Below are 18571 nucleotides of genomic sequence, written 5' to 3' on the forward strand. Positions count from 1 at the left end.
GCGGGCCCGGCCTCTCGCCGTCAGAGCCCCCGCCGGAGCCGGGCTCCGGCGGGGGTGACGATCACAGGCCGCACAGCTCCGTCAGGGACTTCGCGCCGCCCCGCTGGCTGTTGCGGGTCGGGGTCTCGGTCGGCGTGCCCGCCTGCGTGCCCGTCTGGGCCTGCGTACGGGTCCGCGACGGGGTGGCCGTCGGGGAGCCGGGGGAGGCGGTCACGTTGGCGGTCTGGGCCTGGCGGGCGGAGCGGTCGGAGTCGGCGATCGCCTTCTTCGCGGCCGCCCGGATCTTGATCCAGTCGGGCCTGCCCGAGTAGAAGTCCGGCGGGACGAACTGCAGGCTGGTGATCTTGGCGTCCTTGACCTTGAGCGCCAGGTCCGCCAGCGGCGCGACGAGCGGACGCGGGATGTTCGTCTGGGCCAGCCGCTTGGCCGCCCCGGCGATCTTGGTGAAGTTCGTCAGGATCACGCCGGGCGTGGCCTGCTGGGCGAAGGCGCCGATGACGCAGCGCTGGCGTCCCATGCGGGAGAAGTCGTCGCTGTTGACGCGGGAGCGGCCGTACCACAGGGCCTGCTCGCCCGACAGCTTGCGGTAGCCCGCCTTGATCGTGCCCGCGGTGCCGAAGTGGCCGCCCCACTTGACGTCCTCCTCGACCCGGATCTTCAGGCCGCCGATGGCGTCCACCAGGGCGGCGAAGCCGTACATGTTGATCAGGGCGTAGTAGTCGATCCTGAGGTTCAGGGTGTAGCCGATGGCGTCCATGAGGGCCCGCGGGCCGCGGTTCTTGCCGCCCATGAGCTGCGGGTTGTCGTTGGCGTACTGCCAGACCTCGTTGAGCAGGCCGCCGTTGGGCAGATCGGCCATGTAGCCGTTGGGGAAGTGCTTGTGCAGCGGCGAGGACGGCGGGAAACGCACGTGCTGCAGGTTGCGCGGCAGGCTGAACAGCACGGTGTTGCCGGTCCTGGTGTCCACGCTGGCCACCGTCATGCTGTCGGTGCGCACGCCCACCCGGTTGCCCGCGGCGTCACCGCCGACCAGCAGGAAGTTCACCCGGGTCTTGCCGTCCCAGGGGTCCTCGGGGTTCTTGATCTGGACGGGGTTCTCCGGGTCCGGGTGCGACGGGAAGATCGCGTTGACGGCGTTCCGCCCGGCCAGCACGTAGTTGGCCGTCAGCGCGAACGGCGACATGACGGCCACGCACAGCACGCCCACGACGATCCCGGTCACCACCTGGCCCTGCTGGTTCAGCCTGTTGGGGCCCAGCGCCACGTACGAGACGGCGATCACGGCGAACCAGGCCAGCGCGCACGCGGCCGCGATGACGATCACCGTGACCATGGCGCCGTCCTCGGCCAGGCCCGTCAGGTTGCTCAGATCCCGGGTCAGGCCGAAGGCCAGGGCCGCGAGCAGCACCACCGCGTACGCGCCGACCATGATCAGCCCGGTACGACGGCGCCCGGCCCGCAGATGCGCGGCGCCGGGCACCAGGGCGGACAGAGCCGTCCAGCCGATGACGGAGGCAGTCGTCAGGGGTTTGGCGAAGCGCGGCGCGGGGGAGGAGCCCTTGCGCGGGCGTGGAGTCCGCCGTTTGGCGCCTCCGGGCACGGTGTCTCCCCCATCGCGCTTGCTCACACCGGCTCCTTCGCACGCCTACCAGGCAAAAAATGATGTTCGCCCCATGTCGGGCACAAGATTGCCAGGATTCTAGCCCCCATACCTGGACATCAGAGACAACTCTTCAACATGAGATGAACGCCACGTGTCGCTCAGGAGGTCGTCGAGGACGGCGCCAGCCACGTGTTGCACTGGTACGTCTTGTCCCGCTCCCACCCCTGCCGGAACCAGCGGTTGTTGTTGGCGGGCGTGCCGTGGTCGCGCGGATAGCCGGGGTAGTCGCCCACCTGCGCGTAGAACCAGAACAGCCGCGAGCGCAGCGAGGACGGCACCGGGTAGGACGAGGCGACCGAGCGCATCCACATGCCGCCGAGACAGGTGGCCTGCAGCTCCAGCTTCCTGCTCAGCGCCAGCTTGCCGCTCTGGCTGGAGGAGTTGATGGTGCCCTGCCACCAGGAGTCCATCACGCCGGTGATGTTCTGGACGTGGTGGCCGTACTCGTGGGCCATCATGCTGATGATGCCGCCGTGCCAGGAGATGATCTGGCCGTAGCCGCGGGCGTTGCCGTTGCCCCTGGACATCGCCGAGGTGGAGGCGTAGATCGTGTTGTTGCGGGGGCAGTAGTACGGCACCATGCTCCCGGCCGACGGATAGTCGCCGCACGCGCCCCGTCCGCGCCCGGACGCCACGGCGTAGTTCGGCGGGCTGAACGCGATGCCCTGCCGCTGCAGGATCGGCCCCCACGCCTTGTCCATGCACCGGCCGGTCTTCAGGATCAGCGCCTTGAGCTGGCTGTGGCTGAAGATGTTCGTGTTCCCGGCCCGGCAGTTCACCCGGGGCAGGCTGCCTGCCCGGTAGAGGGTGTTGTTCTTCAGGCTGGTGTTGAGCGTGACCTGCTTGGGCGGCGTGACCGTCTCCTGGGTCGGCCGCTCGGTGGGCCGCTGCGACGGCTGTTGCGTCGGCTCCTGGGTCGGTTCCTGGGTCGGCTGCTGCGTCTGTTCCTGGGTCGGCTCCTGCGACGAGGTGTCGTGCGTCGGCTCGTGGCTGGGGAAGGGCTCGTCGGTCCGCGACGGCTCGTACGACGGGAGCGCGACCGGCGTGGTCGTCTCCGTGTGCGAGGACGACTTCAGCATCGCCGCCCCGATGACGATCAGCACGAACAGCGCGGCCAGCGACCCGAACACGGCCCCGAGGACGCCGGCGACCCCCATGCCGGACTTCTTCCTCGGCTGCTGCGGCCACTGCCTCGTGGGCATGGTCGGCATGGGCGGCGGCGGTGGGGGCGCCTGGTACTGCTGCCCGTACTGCGGCGGCGGATACTGCGGGCCGCGCGGCGGATGGCCCTGCGGCGGGTAGCCCTGCGGGGGCTGTGGCGGGCCCTGTGGGGGGCCCTGGGGGTGGCCCTGCGGCGGGTAGCCCTGCGGGGCCGGCGGCTGCGGCGGATAGCCCCGCGGCGGGGGCGGCTGCGGCGGATAGGGCTGAGAACCGGGCGGCGGGCCCTGCGGCGGGTTCGGGGGCGGGGGCGCCTGCGGGTAGGGGTGACCGCCCTGCGGCTGCGGCTGCCCGTAGCCCGGCGGCGGCCATGGTCGCGAAGGGGGCCGCAGGGGCTGCCCGGGCCCTTGTGGCGGAGGTGGATATTGCCCGTTTGCTGTCACCGTGTCTCCCCGTTAAGCCGCTTGTCTGCAATGCACGGCTTTGCGGCAGACCCCAAAGGATCTTTGCCAAATTTGGGGCAAAAGCATACTGATTTATCACCCGTCACGGATGTAGCGGTACTCGGTCACGCTCCGAAATCAATCGAGGTGATCTCCGCTATCTACCGGTCCCGGAGCAGGGCGGTGTCCTAGCTTCGTTGGCATGAATCTCCAGCAGCTCCGCTATGTGGTCGCGACTGCGGAGCACCGCACCATGACCGACGCGGCCAGGTCGCTCTACATCGCGCAGCCTGCGCTGTCCCGCGCGATCCGCGATCTTGAGCGAGAGCTCGGCATGACGCTCTTCGCCCGCTCCGGCCGCGGTGTGGTGGTCACCGCCCAGGGCCGCCGCGTGGTCAAGCTGGCGAGGGAGGCGCTCGACGCCGTGCACGAGATCGAGGGCCTGGCCAACCACGCCGGCGTGACGGAGGCCGAACTGCGCATCGCCTCCACCCCGAGTCTCGAACCCGGACTCGCGGGGCGGCTGCTCCCTGCCTACGCGGCCGAGCACCCAGGGGTACGCGTGCACATCGTGCGCTGCGACGGCCGCGACGGCGTCGTCAGCGCCATCCGGGATCAGCGGGCCGACCTCGGGCTCACCGATCTGCCCGTGCCCACCGACCTCATCACCCACCCGCTCGAACGCCAGGAGATCGTGCTGATCTCCCCGCCCGGGCTCGACCTGCCCAACCCGGTCCCCATGGGCAAGCTCCACGGGATGCGCCTGGCGCTGCCCGCCCGCGGCAGCTCGCGGCGCAGGGAGCTCGACGCCATGTTCGGCAAGTACGCCGTCACCCCCGTGGTCGTCCTGGAGACCGACGAGCGCAACGGCTGGCTGAACGCGGTCCGCGCCGGCCAGGCCTCGCTGCTGTGGTACCGCGGCATGGCCGACCAGGCCGCCAGGGCGGGCCTGGTGGTGCGCTCACTCGAACCGGCCGTGCGGCGCGTCATCGCCGTGGTGCACGCACGCCGCCGCCTGCCCCTCATCGCCCAGGACTTCCTGTCCACCGCGGAGAAGGGCACAGCCGCCTGACCAGGAACGTTCCATGATCCCCCGCAGTCCCCGTCCCCCGCACCGTCCCCCGCACCGCCCCCGCCACTGACCGCAGCCCGCCGGCGCCCCGAACGCGTCGCGCGGGCCGGTATCCCCGCCGAGCTCCCGCCGATCGCTCCGGCCGACGCCCGCCTAGCGGGACACCGGAAGGTGGACCACGGCACGCAGGCCCGGCGCCGCGTCCTGCAGGACCACCGTCCCCCCGTGGGCACGCACGGTCTCCCGGACGATCGCCAGCCCCAGCCCCGCACCGCCCTCGTCCCTGCTGCGCCCGGAGTCCAGCCGGGTGAACCGGTTGAACACCCGCTCCCGGTCCTGCTCGGGGATGCCGGGCCCGTCATCGGTCACCGTCAGCACGCCGTCGGCGGTCAGCGCCACCTCGACCTTCGAGGAGGTGTGCCGGACAGCGTTGTCCATCAGGTTCGTCAGCACCCGGCTCAGGTCGAGGGCGTCCCCGCGCACCACCACGGGGTCGCACGCGGTCAGCCGGGCCTCGCCGTACCGCTCGGCGACCTGGCGCACCACCTCGTCGAGGTTGACCGGCTCGTCGCGGGCCGGCACGCCGCCGCGCTCGTCCAGGCGGGCCAGCGCGAGCAGGTCCTCGGCCAGCCTGGACAGCCGCAGGGCGTCCTCCAGCACGCCCTCGGCGGTCTCCCGCCAGTCCTGGCCCTCCGGATGGCCGAGCGCCACCTCCAGCTGGAGCCGGATGCTGGCCAGCGGGCTGCGCAGCTCGTGGGCGGCGTCGGAGACCAGCGCGCGCTGGCGCTGCTCGGCCTCCTCCAACCGGGCCAGCATGCCGTTGAGCGTGGTGGCCAGGGCGTACACCTCGTCACGCGACTGCGGCACCGGCAGCCGCCTGGACCGCGCCGTGTGCGTGATCTCGGCCGCGACCCGGCGCAGCGACGAGATCGGGCGCAGCGTCCTGCCGATCATCAGCCAGCTCGCCACCGCCAGCAGCACGACCAGCGCGGGCGTGCCGACCAGCAGGATCCGTCCGGCCACGCCCAGGCTCGTCTGGATCTCGCCGATCGGCCTGGCCGCCAGCACCGTCTGCCCGTGGTCGGCGCTGAGCACCACCACCCGCAGCGGCCCCGGGATCGCGTACGGCCGCCCGTCCAGGAACGTCGCCCGCCCCTCGCGCAGCACCCTGGCCCTGGCCGCCGCGTCCAGCAGCGGCACCAGCCGGTCGGTGCCGTACGTGACGTGCGTGATCCGCCCGCTGCGGTCGAGCACCTGGACGATCGTGCCGTCATGCGTGGTGATCGGGCTGGTCAGCGTCCCGGCGTCGGCCGCCACGCGGACGGTCTGGGCCTGCTGCCGGGTCGAGGTGTCGACCGTGTCGATCAGCGCCCGGTCGAGCACCGACAGCAGCACCGAGGCCGACAGCGCCAGCGCCAGCGCCAGCACGGCGGCCGCCGCGGCCGTCAGCCTGAACCGCAGCCCCTGACGCCGCCACCAGGCCATCGGGGTGTCAGCCACCGTCGCCCGCCAGCCGGTAGCCCGCGCCGCGCACGGTCTGCAGAGCGTTCCTGCCGAAGGGGGCGTCGACCTTGCGCCGCAGGTAGCCGACGTAGACCTCGACCACGTTGGGGTCGGTGTCGAAGGTGTCCCACACGTGTTCCAGGATCTCCGACTTCGACACCACCTCGTCCCGGCGGCGCATCAGGAACTCCAGCAGCGCGAACTCCCGCGGCGTCAGCTCCACCGGCGTCTCGCCCCGCTGCACCTTCCGGCGGGCCGGATCGAGGGTCAGGTCGCCGGCCGCCAGCACCGACGGCCGCCGCCCCGAGTCGCGCCGCAGCAGGGCCCGGAGCCTGGCCACCAGCACCACGTACGAGAAGGGCTTGGTCAGGTAGTCGTCGGCGCCGAGGTCGAGGCCGTCGGCCATGTCGTACTCGCCGTCCTTGGCCGACAGCATGAGGATCGGCACCCAGTTCTCCTCCGCGCGCAACTGCTTGCACACGTTGTAGCCCGACAGCCTCGGCAGCATGATGTCCAGCACCACGACGTCGTAGTCGCCCTGCCGGGCCGCGTGCAGGCCCTCCTCGCCGTCGTGGGCGAGGTCCACGGCGAACCCCTCGGCCTGCAGCCCGCGCTGGAGGGCCGCGGCCATCCGCCGCTCGTCCTCGACGACCAGTACTCTCATGTGCTGATTCTCCCGTCCCTGAGCTGAGACGCCGCTGAGAAGGCTGAGAGGCGTCTCAGACAGTCTCAGGCCGGCCACAGGATGCATGCCGCAGGCTCTGGTCATCGACATACCGTTAAGGAGTGAGATGCGCAGAGGCACGTTCGTGAGGTGGGGAGTCCCGATCGCCGCGGCGGCGCTGATCGGTGGCGCGATCGGAGCCGGACCGGTCATCGCGGCGGTCAGCGGCGAGCCCGTCCTGCCCGAGCGTTCGGCCCAGCAGCTGCTGGCCGACGCCGTGGCGGCGACGAGCAAGGGGGGCGGCCTGCCGCCCATGTCCGGCACGGTGCAGCAGACGGCCTCGCTCGGCCTGCCGTCGCTGCCCCAGACCGGTGGCGAGTCGCCGCTGAGCCTGCTGTCCGGGTCCCACGAGATCAAGGTCTGGTACGGCGGCGCCGACCGGTTCCGGGTGGCCATGCCGACCCAGTTGAACGAGACCAACCTGATCGTCAACGGCGAGCAGGGCTGGTACTGGCAGAGCGCCACCAACACCGCGACCCGGTTGACCATCAAGCCCGGCACGGGCCAGGAGCACAAGCTGCCCAGCACGCCGCCGACCCAGCTGACGCCGCCGCAGGTGGCCGAGAAGCTGCTGGCCAAGGCCGACGAGCACACCGCGGTCCGCGTGATCAACACCGCGGAGGTGGCCGGCCGTCCGGTCTACCAGCTCGTCCTCGCCCCCAAGGACGAGGGCTCGCTGGTGCAGGAGGTGCGGCTCGCGCTCGACGGCGAGACCTACGTCCCGCTCCAGGTCCAGGTCTACGCCAAGGGCTCGGCCGAACCGGCCTTCCAGGTCGGCTTCACCCAGGTCACGTTCACGCCCCCGGCCCCGGAGAACTTCACCTTCACCCCGCCCGCGGGCGCCAAGGTGGAGGAGAAGGACCTCAGCGAGCTGGGCGACGCCAAGCGCGCCGAGCAGCACGCCGAGCAGGCCGAGAGGGTCGCGGGCGAGCTCAAGGTCGTCGGCGACGGGTGGACGACCGTGGCCGTCCTGCCGTTCAAGCCGGAGGACCTGAAGGCGGCCGACCGGCCGGCGGCGGGCGACGGCGGCTCGACGCCCGGCGACGGCTCGAAGGCCGACGTGGGGGCGCTGGCCGACACCGTGCTGAAGTCGGCCACGCCGGTGAGCGGCACGTGGGGCTCGGGCCGGCTGATCAAGACCAAGCTCGTCACCGTCCTGCTGACCGACGACGGCCGCCTGCTGGTCGGCGCGGTCACCCCGGAGGAGATCACCCAGGCGGCGGGCGTCAGGTGACCACCGCCGTCACGCAGGAAGCGGGGGCGCCCTTCGGGGCGGCCCCGCCCTCCGGGGAGCACGCCATCGTCACGCGTGGCCTGACCAAGCGCTTCCGCGGCGGCCAGGTGGCCGTGGACGCGCTCGACCTGGCGGTGCCGCGCGGCTCGGTCTTCGGCTTCCTCGGGCCCAACGGCTCGGGCAAGACCACGACCATCCGCATGCTGCTGGGCCTCATCGCGCCCACCGAGGGGGAGCACTCCCTGCTCGGGCTGCCGCTGCCGCGGGCGCTGCCCCGGGTGGGGGCGGTGGTGGAGGGGCCGGCGTTCTACCCGTACCTGTCGGGCGAGGCCAACCTGATGCGTTTCGACGCCGCCGACCCCACCGCCGTGCGCCGCACCGCGCGGGCGCGCGTCGCCGCCGCGCTCGACCGGGTGGGCCTGTCGGCCGCGGCCGGCAAGCGCTACCGCAACTATTCGCTCGGCATGCGCCAGCGCCTGGCCATCGCCGCCGCGCTGCTCGGCCCGCGCGAGCTGCTCGTCCTGGACGAGCCGACCAACGGCCTCGACCCGCAGGGCACCCGCGAGGTGCGCGCGCTGGTCAAGGACATCGCCGCCGGCGGCACCACCGTCTTCGTCTCCTCGCACCTGCTGGCCGAGGTCGAGCAGATGTGCACGCACGCGGCGATCATGCGGACCGGCAAGCTGGCCGCCCAGGGCACGATCGCCTCGCTGAACGGCGGCCTGGCCACGCGCGTCCGGGTCGAGACGCCCGACGTGGCCGACGCCGCGCGGGTGCTCGGCGGGCTGGGGCTGGCCGACGTGCGGCGCGGCGACGCCGACGTGACGGCCGAGCTGGGCGGCGACGCGCCGGAGCGGATCAACGCCGCGCTGGTCGGCGAGGGGGTCGCCGTACGGGGGCTGGCCGTGCTGCGGCCGAGCCTGGAGGACGTTTTCGTCGGACTGACGGGGGAGGGCTTCGATGTCGACGGCTGACACCTCGGCGCCGGACGCTGGGACACACGCAACCGGGACACCCGCAACCGAGACGCGGGACGGCCGGTCCGGTGGCCGCATGCCCGGCCTGGTGCCCGTGACCGAGACGCTGCGCACCGTGGAGCGGCGCACACCGGACCCGGACCCGGCCAGGGACGCCGGGGCCGCGGCGGGCCCGGCCCAGGGCGCCGGGACGGACGCCGCCGACGGCCCGCGGCGGGCGCGGTGGGCGTTCTGGCGGCTGCTCGGCTCGGAGCTGGGCCTGACCTTCCGCCGGCCGCGCAACCTGGTGATGCTGGCCGTGCTCGCCTCCGTGCCGGCCGTCCTCGGCCTCGCCCTGCGCGCGTTCGGCGGCGACGACCGCGACGGGATGGGCGGGTTCATCCAGAGCGTGGCGGGCAACAGCCTCATGCTCACGTTCGTCGCGTTCTCGTTCCTCGTGCTGCTGCTGATGCCGGTCGCCGTCAGCGTGGTCGCGGGCGACTCGGTGGCCGGGGAGGCGGGCGGCGGCACCCTGCGCTACCTGCTGGCCGCGCCCGCGGGACGCACCCGCCTGCTGGCCGTCAAATACCTCAACGCGGTCGTCTTCGCCTACGCCGTCACGGCGGTGGTGGCGCTGTCGGCGCTGGTCACCGGGCTGATCCTGTTCCCGGCCGGGCCGGTGACGCTGCTGTCGGGCACGACGATCTCCATGGGCGAGGGGCTGCTGCGCATCCTCATCGCCGTCGGCTACGTCGGGGCCGGCATGGCGGCGCTGGCGGCCGTCGCGCTGGCGCTGTCGACGTTCACCGAGGTGTCCATCGGGGCGGTGGCCGCCACGCTCGTGCTGGTGGTCGTCTGCCAGGTGCTGCGGGCCTTCCCCGAGCTGAGCGCGGTGACGCCGTACCTGCTGCCGACCAGGTTCACCAGCTTCGACGCGGTGCTGCGCAGCCCGATGGACCTGTCGGCGCTGCGGGACGGGCTGCTGGCCTTCGGCGCCTACATCGTGCTGTTCTGCTCGATCGCGTGGGCGCGCTTCTCCGGCAAGGACATCACGTCCTGACCGGGAGGCGCGTCCCCGGCCGGGCGAGGTGCCCGGCCGGGGACGCCGCGTCGCGGGGTCAGGCCGTCCGGCGGCGCAGGCCCAGGGCGCCGACGACGACGCCGATGACGCCGACGACCAGCCCGGCGCCGCCCAGCAGGCGGGCCGTGCCGTCGGAGGAGGAGGCCGAGGAGGCCGCCACCGGCGCCACCGACGGGCCCGTGGCGGCGGCCGGGGCGGCCGAGGCCGGCGCGCTCGCGGCGGAGTGCTCGTCGCCGCCGGAGGCCGGGACGAGCTTCAGCGTGGGGGCGGGGTGCTCGGCCTCGGTGCCGTCGGACTTGGGCGCGTCGGCCCAGTCGACCACCTCGCCGCCGGAGTACGTCTGCTTCGTCGGGAACGTCAGCGAGTCGACGTCCTTGGGCAACTGGCCCATGGACACCTCGAACTCCTGGAACTCACCCGGGTTGATCTTGCCGCCGGACCACACGACCGTGGTGACGGCCTCCTCCAGGTCGCCGTACTCGGTCTTGACCGGCTTGGGCAGCTTGCCCTCGGTGACCTTGACGTCCCAGCCCGGCACGGGCTTGACCGACACGAACGCCAGCGGATGGTCGGTGGGGAAGCTGACCTGGACCTTGGTCGTCGAGGCGTTGTCACGCTCGTTGGGCACCCGGAAGGCGACCTTGGTGAACCCGCCCTGCTCGGCGGTGCCCGGGTTGATGGAGACGTGGGCCAGCGCGGGCAGCGCCAGACCGGCGGTGAGGGCGGTGGCGGCGGCGAGCACGGTCGCCGCACGACGGACGAAGGACATGGCGGAACTCCACTTCGGAAAATGACAGGGGTCTACGGGTGTCAGCAGGTCAGGCGGGAAGTGGAGGACCACGCCTGGCCACCCGGTGCCGGAACCCCGGCTGCGGGGGGACCACCCTGGTGTGCACGACCGGAACGCCCGGCCGCACCGCGGGCACGACCGCGAGCAGCGGCGGCACGAGCCGCAACCCGAGCCGGCGCAGCAGCGACCACAGCACGATCTCGCCGCGCGACAGCCACCAGCCGGTCATCAGGGTCGCCGTGAGGTGCGCGAGCAGCATGCCCGCGTTGACGGCCAGCCCCTGGCCGTGGCCGTGCTCGAAGACGTAGGAGGACGGGCTGCCGCCCGCGAACAGCTCGTGCAGGCCGAACTGCGTCACACCCAGCACGATGTTGATCAGCGACGCCGAGCGCTCCCTGCCGGACAGCGCCAGCCCCAGGCCGGAGACCGCCGCCAGGCCAAGCGCCGCCGCCCACGGCCCCGGACGCCCACCGCCGCCCGCCACGTGGGCGAGGGCAGCGAGGGTCACGCAGACGGCGGCGAAGGCGGCCGTCCGCGCGAGCCGGAGGGGAAGTCGCGCACGCATGTGTGCCACATGGTCTCACGAGGCTCCGTCGCATGAGACCCCTAACTTCCGAGCGGGTTGATGCCTGGTCCGGAAATGGCATTTGTCGCTAGGGTCGTGCCGAGCGCGTTGACATTCGCGTTGACATTTGAGGTGAGAACGTTGCGGCACTTAGCAGGATTGCTCATCGGCGTCGTGGTCACGGCGGCCGTCCTCGGGGGTGGCGGATGGGCCGTGCAGCAGGCCCTCGCCAGTGCGGCGATCACCCCGCCGCCGCCCGACAACCAGAAGATGTGGATCGCCCTCGGCGCCATGGCCGCGGTCGGGCTCGTCGTCGGCCTCGTCGTGGCCGGCCGGATCTCGCCGCTGGCCACGTTCGTGCCCTCGATGGTGCTGCTGGCCTGGACGGTCGTCTACGCCCTGGACACCGGCAGGGCGCTGTCCCTCATCCCCGACCAGCCGTCGGTCCACCAGATCGTCCTGGACGCCGGCGCGGGCGACAAGGTTCTGCTCACCACGGGCGTGCTGGCCCTGCTCGGCGTGGTCCTGTTCATCCCCGTGCTGATGCCCTCCCGCTGGTCGCGCCCGCACGACGACCTCGACGAGGACGACTACGAGACCACCCAGGAGGGCGGCTACTACTGAGTGCCGGTGTAGAGCCGGGTCACCACGTCCTCGATGGTGGCCTGCTCCGGCGCCGTGGCCATGAGCTCGGCGAGCGTCCCGTCGAAGGCCAGCCGGCCGTGGTCGATCAGCATGATCCGGCGGCACAGGCGCTCGATGTCGCCGAGGTCGTGCGTGGTCAGCAGCACGGTCGTGCCGCGCTCGGCGTTCTGCCGCTTCAGGAAGCCGCGGATGCTCGCCTTGCTGACCACGTCGAGGCCGATGGTCGGCTCGTCCAGCACCAGCACGTCGGGGGCGTGCAGCAGCGCCGCGGCCAGGTCGCCGCGCATGCGCTGCCCCAGGCTGAGCTGACGCACCGGGGTGCGCAGGAAGGAGCCGAGGTCGAGGGTCTCGGTCAGCTCGGCCAGCCGGACCCGGAAGGTCGCACGATCTACTTTGTAAAGGTGTCGGACCAGTTCGAAGCTGTCCTTGAGCGGCAGGTCCCACCACAGGGTCGTCCGCTGGCCGAACACCACGCCGATCCGCCGGGCGAGCGTGGTGCGCCGGCGGGAGGGGTCGAGCCCGGCCACCCGCACCGAGCCGGTGGTGGGGGTGAGGATGCCGCACAACATCTTGATCGTGGTGGACTTGCCCGCGCCGTTGGGCCCGAGATAGCCGACGAACTCGCCGGCCGGCACGGTGAACGACAGGTCGCGCACGGCGTGCACGACCGTGCGTCTGACCTTGAACGAGCGTCCCGCCCGTCGCAGCTCGATCATCGCTAACTCCCCGTCGATCGGTAGTGCCTGATGCCCTGCCGCCAGGCTGACGCGGCGGCCAGGGCGAGGACCAGCGCGGCGGCCGGTCCGAGGAACCGCATGAACCCGGGCGTGCCGAACGGGTCGTCCCGGCCCAGGACGTAGAGGCCGGGCTGCCAGTTGACGAAGGCCAGGGGCAGTACGTACGTGACGCCGCGGACCAGGTCGCGGGCGTAGACGCTGAGGGGGTACTGGCTGAGCTGGTGGGTGCCGTAGGTGAAGGTGTTGACCACCTCCGGGGCGTCGGTCAGCGCGAACTGCAGCGCGCCGGCGAGCGTCCAGAGCGCGGTGAAGATGACGATGCCGGTGACGATCATGACGGGGATCATCCAGGCCCGCCGCCAGTCGAGGCCGAGGGCGGCGACGGCGTAGGCGAGCACGGCCGCGGCCTGGACGACGCGGCCGATCCTGGTGGGCGCGAAGCGGTCGGCGGCGATCTGGATCCAGGCGGCGGCCGGGCGGATGAGGATCGTGTCGAGCGTGCCGGCCTTGATGTGCTGGCTGATGCGGTCGAGGTTGCTGACGAAGGTGTCGCAGACGGTGAAGGAGACGGCGGAGGCGCCGTACAGGAACAGCACCTCCTCGCGGGTGAAGCCGGCCAGGGTGGTGGTGTTGGCGAAGACGACGAGGATGGCCGCGACGTCGATCGCCCCCGTGACCAGGCCGAACACGATCATCAGGGCGAAGGAGAGGCGGTAGGCGGCCGCGGCGCGGGTCCAGGTCCAGGCCAGCAGGAAGTACGTCCTAACCACCCTGGATCACCACCTTGTGGCGGACGGCGCGCGTGGCCAGCAGGCCGAGCGCGAACAGCGTCGCCGCCCAGAACGCCTGGAGGGCGAGCGTCCGCCCCACGGGGGCCCTGCCGAGGTAGAGGTCGGCGGGCGCCTGGACCATGGAGGCCCACGGCAGGGCCCTGACCACCTCGCCCAGCGGGCCGGGGAACAGGTGGAGGGGGAGCATCATGCCGCTGAAGAACGTCGTCAGGACCAGGGACACGACGGCCACGCCGCGGTCGTCGGCGAGCCAGCAGACCGACAGCGCGACGAGGTAGCGCCAGCCGAAGCTGATGAGCACGCCGACGAGGCAGCCGGTCAGGGCCGCCGCCCATCGGGCCGGGGAGGCGGGGGTGGTGATGCCGAACAGGGCCGCGCCCAGCAGCAGCGGCGGGAGGCTGCGCACCAGGAGCAGGTACGCGGCCCGGCCCAGGTCTTCGGCCAGCGACCAGAGCTGGAGCGAGGCGGGGCGGACGAGGTCGAGCGCGATGTCGCCGGTGCGGATGCGCTCGGGGATGGCCAGGCCGCCGCCGAACAGCATCATCGGGCCGATGAGGGCCTGGGTGACGAAGCAGTAGGTGACGGCGTCGGTGACGTCGTAGCCGGCCAGGCCGGGGCGGGCCTGCCACAGGGCGATGAGGACGTAGGCGCGCAGGACGCCGAACACGCTGTTGGTGAACGCGCCGGCGAGCGCGGCCCAGATGTAGACGGCGTGCTTGCGGAAGCCGTACCGGACGAGGCGGGCGTAGAGGGGAATGATGGCTCACCTCCCGGGAGTGAGGACGCGGTCACGGACCGTGTCGGGGTCGCGCACGGGTCCGCCTTGGCGGAAGCCTGGAATTATCCGCCGGTGGGTCAGCGGTCCGCAACGCGATATCCGAACCGCGGGGCCGCCCAGGTGGAGCGGAGTCCCCGAATGTCCTGGCATATCCCCAGGGTCGTACAAGGGCGGAATATTCGTGTCAGGGACGAGATCCTTACTGGCCGGTAGAGCCGTGACGTTCCGGGAAGAAAAGGGGTGGAGGACCGTCATGCGCATCAACAAGGACGTGGCACCCGACTACCCCTTGAGCTGGCAGGCCAGGGCCCTGACCTCGGTCATGTGGGGCACCCTGAAGCCCGCCTCCACGGTGCTGATGCGTCATCCGCTGGCCCTGATGGGCGCGGCCCGCCTGGGCGAGCTGGCCCGGCTGATGCCGCTGCGCCTGCCCGAGCACGCCGTCGTCGCGCCCGCCGAGGGGCCGGACTGCGGCGGCGAATGGGTCCGCGCCGGCCAGAGGGTGGACGAGCGCAAGGCGCTGCTCTACTTCCACGGCGGCGGCTACTTCTCCTGCTCGCCGCGTACCCACCGGCCCATCACCTGGCGGTTGTCGGCCGTGGCCCGGCGGCCGGTCCTCGCGCTGGACTACCGGCAGGGGCCGGTGCACCCGCTGGCCGACTCCCTGGCCGACGCGCTGGACGCCTACGAGTGCCTGATGCGCAACGGGCACGCCCCCGAGGACATCGTCATCGCCGGGGACTCGGCGGGCGGCCATCTGACGCTGGCGACCCTGCTGGCGCTGCGCGACCGCGGCCTGCCGACGCCCGCCGCCGCGATCTGCCTGTCGCCGTGGACGGATCTGACCGACATCCCGCGCCGCGCCAACCGCTGGCACGACCCCATGTTGCCGGCGGGCCGGGTGCGATGGCTGGCCCGCCACTGGACCTGCGGGCTCGACCCGTGGGACCCGCTCGTCTCGCCGGTGCACGGCGACTTCACCGGCCTGCCGCCGCTGATGATCGTCACCGGCTCCACGGAGGTGCTGCGGGACGAGGCCCGCCGGGTGGCCGAGCGGGCCCGGGAGGCCGGGGTGCCGGTGCGGTACGAGGAGTGGCGGCGCATGCCGCACGCGTTCCCGATCCTGGCCGACGTCCTGCCGGAGGCGCGGCTGGTCTTCCGGCACATGTCGGCGTTCCTGGAGGCCGTCGCGGCCCGTGCGGCGCGGGGAGGGGATTCGGCGGCGGCCTGACTGGGCCTACTGTGTCGGGGTAGCTTGTGCTGACATGTCGCAGTTTGGGGTTGCGCGCCGGGGAAGGCGTCGAGGCGTTGCGGTGGCCATGGCCGTCAATCCCGCTGTAAGGTTAGGTATACCTAACTAACACATGGGGGCTGAAGTGATGGCTGACAAGCCCACGGATCACCATCGGGGCGTCGTCCTGCGGACCGAGCGGCTCTCCCCGCACATGATCCGCATCGTGGTCGGCGGCGACGGCCTGCGTGACTTCGCCTGCCGCGGCCTCACCGACCATTACGTGAAGCTCGTCTTCCCGCACGAGGGCGTGGACTACCCCGAGCCCTTCAGCGTCAAGCACGTGCGCGAGACCATGCCGCGCGAGCTCTGGCCGCGCCTGCGCACCTACACCGTGCGCGCCTGGGATCCCGACGCCCTTGAGCTGACCCTCGACTTCGTCCACCACGGCCACAAGGGCCTGGCCGGGCCGTGGGCCGCCGCGGCCGAGCCCGGCGACGTCGTGCTGATGCTGGGCCCCGGCGGCGGCTACGCGCCCGATCCCGAGGCCGGCTGGCATCTGCTGGTGGGCGACGAGAGCGCGCTGCCGGCCATCGCCGCCTCCCTGGAGGCGCTGCCCGACGGCGCCCTCGCCCACGTCCTGCTGGAGGTGGACGGCCCCGGTGACGAGCTGAAGCTCGGCACGGCCGCCGACGCGCGGATCACCTGGCTGTACCGGGGCGCGCGGCCCGTCGGCCAGGCGCTGGTGGAGGCGGTGCGCGCGCTGGAGTTCCCCGAGGGGGACGTGCACGCGTTCGTCCACGGCGAGGCCGGCTTCGTCAAGGAGCTCCGCCGCCACCTGCGACTGGAGCGGGGCGTGCCGATGGAGCGGCTGTCCATATCCGGCTACTGGCGCATCGGCGTGGACGACGAGGCCTGGCGGGCGGTCAAGAACGACTGGAACCGCGAGGTCGAGGCCGACGAGGCGCGCGCCCTGGCCTCCTGACCCCTTCTCCGGACGGAAGCCCGCCAACCACCAAAAGCCACTTCAGAACGTTCCATCCCAGCACTTACTAACCCTCCGGGCACGAACGCCTTACCTGCGATACCCCTTGCGCAAGACATGCGGAAAGGGCCCCCGGATGCCGCCACAGTGTGCCTTGCCGTGTCCCCCACAGGAGAGGCGAGACCCGGATGGCGCGTGGTGCGAGCGACATGCCTCCTGGCGTGCGACCGCTTACGGTGGGCGACCCGGTCGTCATCGGCCGGTACCTTCTCCTCGGCCGCCTGGGGTCGGGCGGGATGGGCGTGGTGTACCTGGCCGAACACCCGCAAGGGGGCCTGGTCGCGCTCAAGACGCCGCACCCGGTGCATCTCCACGATGCCACGTTGCGGGCGCGTTTCGCCGAGGAAGTGGCTTTCTCGCGGAGATTGGTGCCCTTCTGCACCGCCGCCGTCATCGAGGACGGCGCCGAGGACGACCGTCCGTACCTGGTCACCGAGTACATCCCGGGGCCCGCGCTGTCCCAGGTGGTCAAGGCCGGGGGAGCGCTCACGCCCGACCTCGCCTACGGTGTGGCCCTCGGGGTGGCGGCCGCGCTCGTCGCCGTGCACGAGGCCGGTCTGGTGCACCGCGACCTCAAGCCCGGCAACGTGCTGCTGTCGCCCGGGGGGCCGCGGGTCATCGACTTCGGCATCGCCCGCGACGTGGACACCCTCGCCGCCCACACCCAGGCCGGCCAGGTCATGGGCAGCCCCGGCTGGGTGGCGCCCGAACGGCTGACCGGCGGCCCCGCCCTGCCCGCCTCGGACGTGTTCGCCTGGGGCTGCCTGGTGGCCTACGCGGCGAGCGGCCACCACCCGTTCGGCGGCGGCGAGGCGGACGTGCTGACCCGGCGCATCCTGTTCGACCCGCCGCGCCTCGACGGCGTGCCCGCCCTGCTGCGCCCGGCCGTGGAGGCGGCGCTGGCCAAGGACCCGGGTTCCCGTCCCGGATCGGCCGACCTGTTGCGGGCGCTGCTGGCGTCCGGAGGCGTGGGCGCTCCGTGGGACCTGCGCCGGGCGGTCCGCGACGTGCTGGACGGGAGCTGGGCCGAGGTGCCCTGCCCGGCGGGCGGCGGGGCGGCCCGCCCGGTCACGCCGGCGGCGGAACCGGGCAGCTCCGAGCGCAGGAGCAGGCGCAGGAGCAGGGCGAAGGCCGGGGCGCACCTGTCGCACGCCGGCTTCGCCGCGCTGGCCACGGTCTCGATCGCGGCGGTCACCGTGATCGCGGCCTCGGGCGGGGACGCCCTGAGCCTCGGCGGCGGCTCGCTGCTGCCCGAGCCCGCGGTCGTGCAGCCGCAGGACGGCGCCCGCGCGACCGAGCGGCCCACGGCGACCCCCGCCGGCATCCGGTCGCCCGTCCACGTGGCGCCCCGGGAGAGCGCGGCCACGCCGGTGCTCTCCGTCACGCGTTCCCGCACGCCGGGCGGGCACTTCGCGATCCTCACGCCCGAACCCGACCGGCGGCACGACGACTTCCGCCGGTCCGGCCCGTCCCGCCCCGCGCGCCCGTCCGGGACGTCCGGACCGGGCGATCCGGGCGGCGCGGAGCCCGGTCCGTGCGCCGGTCCGGCGGGCCGCCACCGCGGAGGCGCGGGCCGCCGCGACTGCCCGCGGCCGTCGGGCTCGTTCAGCACGATCCCCCAGGACGGCCCCGGCGAGTCGCCCGGCCCCACCGTCTCGGGCCCGGCCACCCCGACGGCCACCGGAGCGTCCTGACCGCGCATGCCTCATGATCGAGGTGAGCGGGTGAAGCGTGGTCACCCTCCCGCACCCGAGAGCGAGGCCGTACATGAGCTACTACGACATAGAGGGCAACCCCATCAGCCCGGCGCGGGCGCAGGAGCTGCTGGCCGACCGCGCTCGGCGCACGATCGGCGACGACCGCGTCGGCACCGCCGCGGGAACGTTCCGCATCCGCACCCTGCATTTGGTGCTCGACCAGGCCGACGGCGGGACGGTGCCGCTGCTGTTCGAGTCGACCGTGCGCCTGTCGCCGCCCGGCGCCGATCCGGGGACGGGCGGCCAGGAAGTGCTCAGCCTGCACTGGTCCACCAGGCAGCAGGCCGAGGACGCGCACGCCCAGCTCGTCCGCGACATCACCGAGCGGCAGGACCTGCCGTCGTGGGCCCGGGAGGGCGGCTGAGCGCACGGCGGGCCTCGAAGGGGCGTGAAAGAGG

Annotated in this window: 19 protein-coding genes; 10 read left to right on the top strand and 9 right to left on the bottom strand. The window is 72.7% G+C overall.

Annotated features, from left to right (window positions below; all coding sequences use genetic code 11):
* Positions 1 to 61: 61 nt before the first annotated feature.
* Together ABZ459_RS12305 and ABZ459_RS12310 are read right to left on the bottom strand one after the other, a co-directional pair.
* Positions 62 to 1627 carry an LCP family protein gene (locus ABZ459_RS12305; protein ID WP_357969330.1) on the bottom strand — a complete coding sequence of 522 codons (1566 nt, stop codon included), beginning with the start codon at positions 1625 to 1627 and terminating at the stop codon, positions 62 to 64.
* Between the two features lie 134 nt (positions 1628 to 1761).
* A complete protein-coding gene (locus tag ABZ459_RS12310) occupies positions 1762 to 2820 on the bottom strand; it encodes a neutral zinc metallopeptidase (protein WP_357969333.1) in 1059 nt (352 codons plus the stop codon).
* Here ABZ459_RS12310 and ABZ459_RS12315 point away from each other — a divergent pair.
* Both ABZ459_RS12315 and ABZ459_RS12320 read left to right on the top strand, forming a co-directional pair.
* Positions 2819 to 2965 (top strand): hypothetical protein, encoded by a 147-nt coding sequence (locus ABZ459_RS12315; protein ID WP_357969336.1) that lies wholly within the window; start codon positions 2819 to 2821, stop codon positions 2963 to 2965. The two genes, ABZ459_RS12310 and ABZ459_RS12315, sit on opposite strands and share 2 nt — an antisense overlap.
* A 501-nt stretch (positions 2966 to 3466) precedes the next feature.
* A complete protein-coding gene (locus tag ABZ459_RS12320; protein ID WP_352328087.1) occupies positions 3467 to 4336 on the top strand; it encodes a LysR family transcriptional regulator in 870 nt (289 codons plus the stop codon).
* A 153-nt stretch (positions 4337 to 4489) separates the two neighbouring features.
* Here the strand turns inward: ABZ459_RS12320 and ABZ459_RS12325 are convergent, their stop codons facing one another.
* Positions 4490 to 5836 (bottom strand): ATP-binding protein, encoded by a 1347-nt coding sequence (locus ABZ459_RS12325; RefSeq protein WP_357969339.1) that lies wholly within the window; start codon positions 5834 to 5836, stop codon positions 4490 to 4492.
* Complete coding sequence (locus ABZ459_RS12330) at positions 5829 to 6503, bottom strand: response regulator transcription factor (protein WP_352328085.1); 675 nt, start codon at positions 6501 to 6503, stop codon at positions 5829 to 5831. The genes ABZ459_RS12325 and ABZ459_RS12330 overlap by 8 nt, the downstream gene beginning before the upstream one ends.
* A 127-nt stretch (positions 6504 to 6630) precedes the next feature.
* On the opposite strand from ABZ459_RS12330, the gene ABZ459_RS12335 reads away from it, so the two are divergent.
* The 3 genes from ABZ459_RS12335 (at position 6631) to ABZ459_RS12345 (ending at position 9813) form a co-directional block, all read left to right on the top strand.
* Positions 6631 to 7797 carry a DUF2092 domain-containing protein gene (locus tag ABZ459_RS12335; protein WP_357969341.1) on the top strand — a complete coding sequence of 389 codons (1167 nt, stop codon included), beginning with the start codon at positions 6631 to 6633 and terminating at the stop codon, positions 7795 to 7797.
* The gene (locus ABZ459_RS12340; protein ID WP_357969344.1) at positions 7794 to 8771 is read left to right on the top strand and encodes an ABC transporter ATP-binding protein; all 978 of its coding nucleotides are present in this window, start codon (positions 7794 to 7796) and stop codon (positions 8769 to 8771) included. The genes ABZ459_RS12335 and ABZ459_RS12340 overlap by 4 nt, the downstream gene beginning before the upstream one ends.
* A gap of 79 nt (positions 8772 to 8850) precedes the next feature.
* The gene (locus ABZ459_RS12345; RefSeq protein ID WP_357969347.1) at positions 8851 to 9813 is read left to right on the top strand and encodes an ABC transporter permease; all 963 of its coding nucleotides are present in this window, start codon (positions 8851 to 8853) and stop codon (positions 9811 to 9813) included.
* A gap of 58 nt (positions 9814 to 9871) precedes the next feature.
* On the opposite strand, the gene ABZ459_RS12350 is transcribed toward ABZ459_RS12345, so the two are convergent.
* Positions 9872 to 10603 (bottom strand): YcnI family protein, encoded by a 732-nt coding sequence (locus ABZ459_RS12350; protein WP_357969348.1) that lies wholly within the window; start codon positions 10601 to 10603, stop codon positions 9872 to 9874.
* A 49-nt stretch (positions 10604 to 10652) separates the two neighbouring features.
* On the bottom strand, positions 10653 to 11189 hold the full coding sequence (locus tag ABZ459_RS12355) for an MFS transporter (RefSeq protein WP_357969350.1): 537 nt from the start codon (positions 11187 to 11189) through the stop codon (positions 10653 to 10655).
* 132 nt (positions 11190 to 11321) lie between these two features.
* Here ABZ459_RS12355 and ABZ459_RS12360 point away from each other — a divergent pair, with 132 nt between their 5' ends.
* Positions 11322 to 11813, top strand: coding sequence for a hypothetical protein (locus tag ABZ459_RS12360; protein WP_357969665.1), 492 nt, complete (start codon positions 11322 to 11324; stop codon positions 11811 to 11813).
* Here the strand turns inward: ABZ459_RS12360 and ABZ459_RS12365 are convergent.
* From ABZ459_RS12365 to ABZ459_RS12375, 3 genes are read right to left on the bottom strand one after another with little or no spacing between them, the layout of a single operon-like run.
* Positions 11807 to 12550 (bottom strand): ATP-binding cassette domain-containing protein, encoded by a 744-nt coding sequence (locus ABZ459_RS12365; protein ID WP_357969353.1) that lies wholly within the window; start codon positions 12548 to 12550, stop codon positions 11807 to 11809. The two genes, ABZ459_RS12360 and ABZ459_RS12365, sit on opposite strands and share 7 nt — an antisense overlap.
* Before the next feature lie 2 nt (positions 12551 to 12552).
* On the bottom strand, positions 12553 to 13341 hold the full coding sequence (locus ABZ459_RS12370; protein WP_357969356.1) for an ABC-2 family transporter protein: 789 nt from the start codon (positions 13339 to 13341) through the stop codon (positions 12553 to 12555).
* Positions 13334 to 14029, bottom strand: a complete 696-nt coding sequence (locus ABZ459_RS12375; RefSeq protein ID WP_357969359.1) for an ABC-2 family transporter protein — start codon at positions 14027 to 14029, stop codon at positions 13334 to 13336. Before ABZ459_RS12375 ends, ABZ459_RS12370 begins: the two co-directional genes overlap by 8 nt.
* Before the next feature lie 364 nt (positions 14030 to 14393).
* On the opposite strand from ABZ459_RS12375, the gene ABZ459_RS12380 reads away from it, so the two are divergent.
* From ABZ459_RS12380 to ABZ459_RS12395, 4 genes are all read left to right on the top strand, one after another.
* On the top strand, positions 14394 to 15371 hold the full coding sequence (locus ABZ459_RS12380; protein ID WP_357969362.1) for an alpha/beta hydrolase: 978 nt from the start codon (positions 14394 to 14396) through the stop codon (positions 15369 to 15371).
* A 148-nt stretch (positions 15372 to 15519) separates the two neighbouring features.
* Complete coding sequence (locus ABZ459_RS12385) at positions 15520 to 16356, top strand: siderophore-interacting protein (RefSeq protein WP_357969365.1); 837 nt, start codon at positions 15520 to 15522, stop codon at positions 16354 to 16356.
* Between the two features lie 221 nt (positions 16357 to 16577).
* Positions 16578 to 18110: a protein kinase gene (locus tag ABZ459_RS12390; RefSeq protein ID WP_357969368.1), complete on the top strand. Its 1533-nt coding sequence runs from the start codon at positions 16578 to 16580 to the stop codon at positions 18108 to 18110.
* A gap of 73 nt (positions 18111 to 18183) precedes the next feature.
* A complete protein-coding gene (locus ABZ459_RS12395; RefSeq protein ID WP_357969371.1) occupies positions 18184 to 18537 on the top strand; it encodes a hypothetical protein in 354 nt (117 codons plus the stop codon).
* Positions 18538 to 18571: the final 34 nt, after the last annotated feature.

It is taken from the genome of Nonomuraea sp. NPDC005692, from assembly GCF_040631115.1.
Lineage (GTDB): Bacteria > Actinomycetota > Actinomycetes > Streptosporangiales > Streptosporangiaceae > Nonomuraea.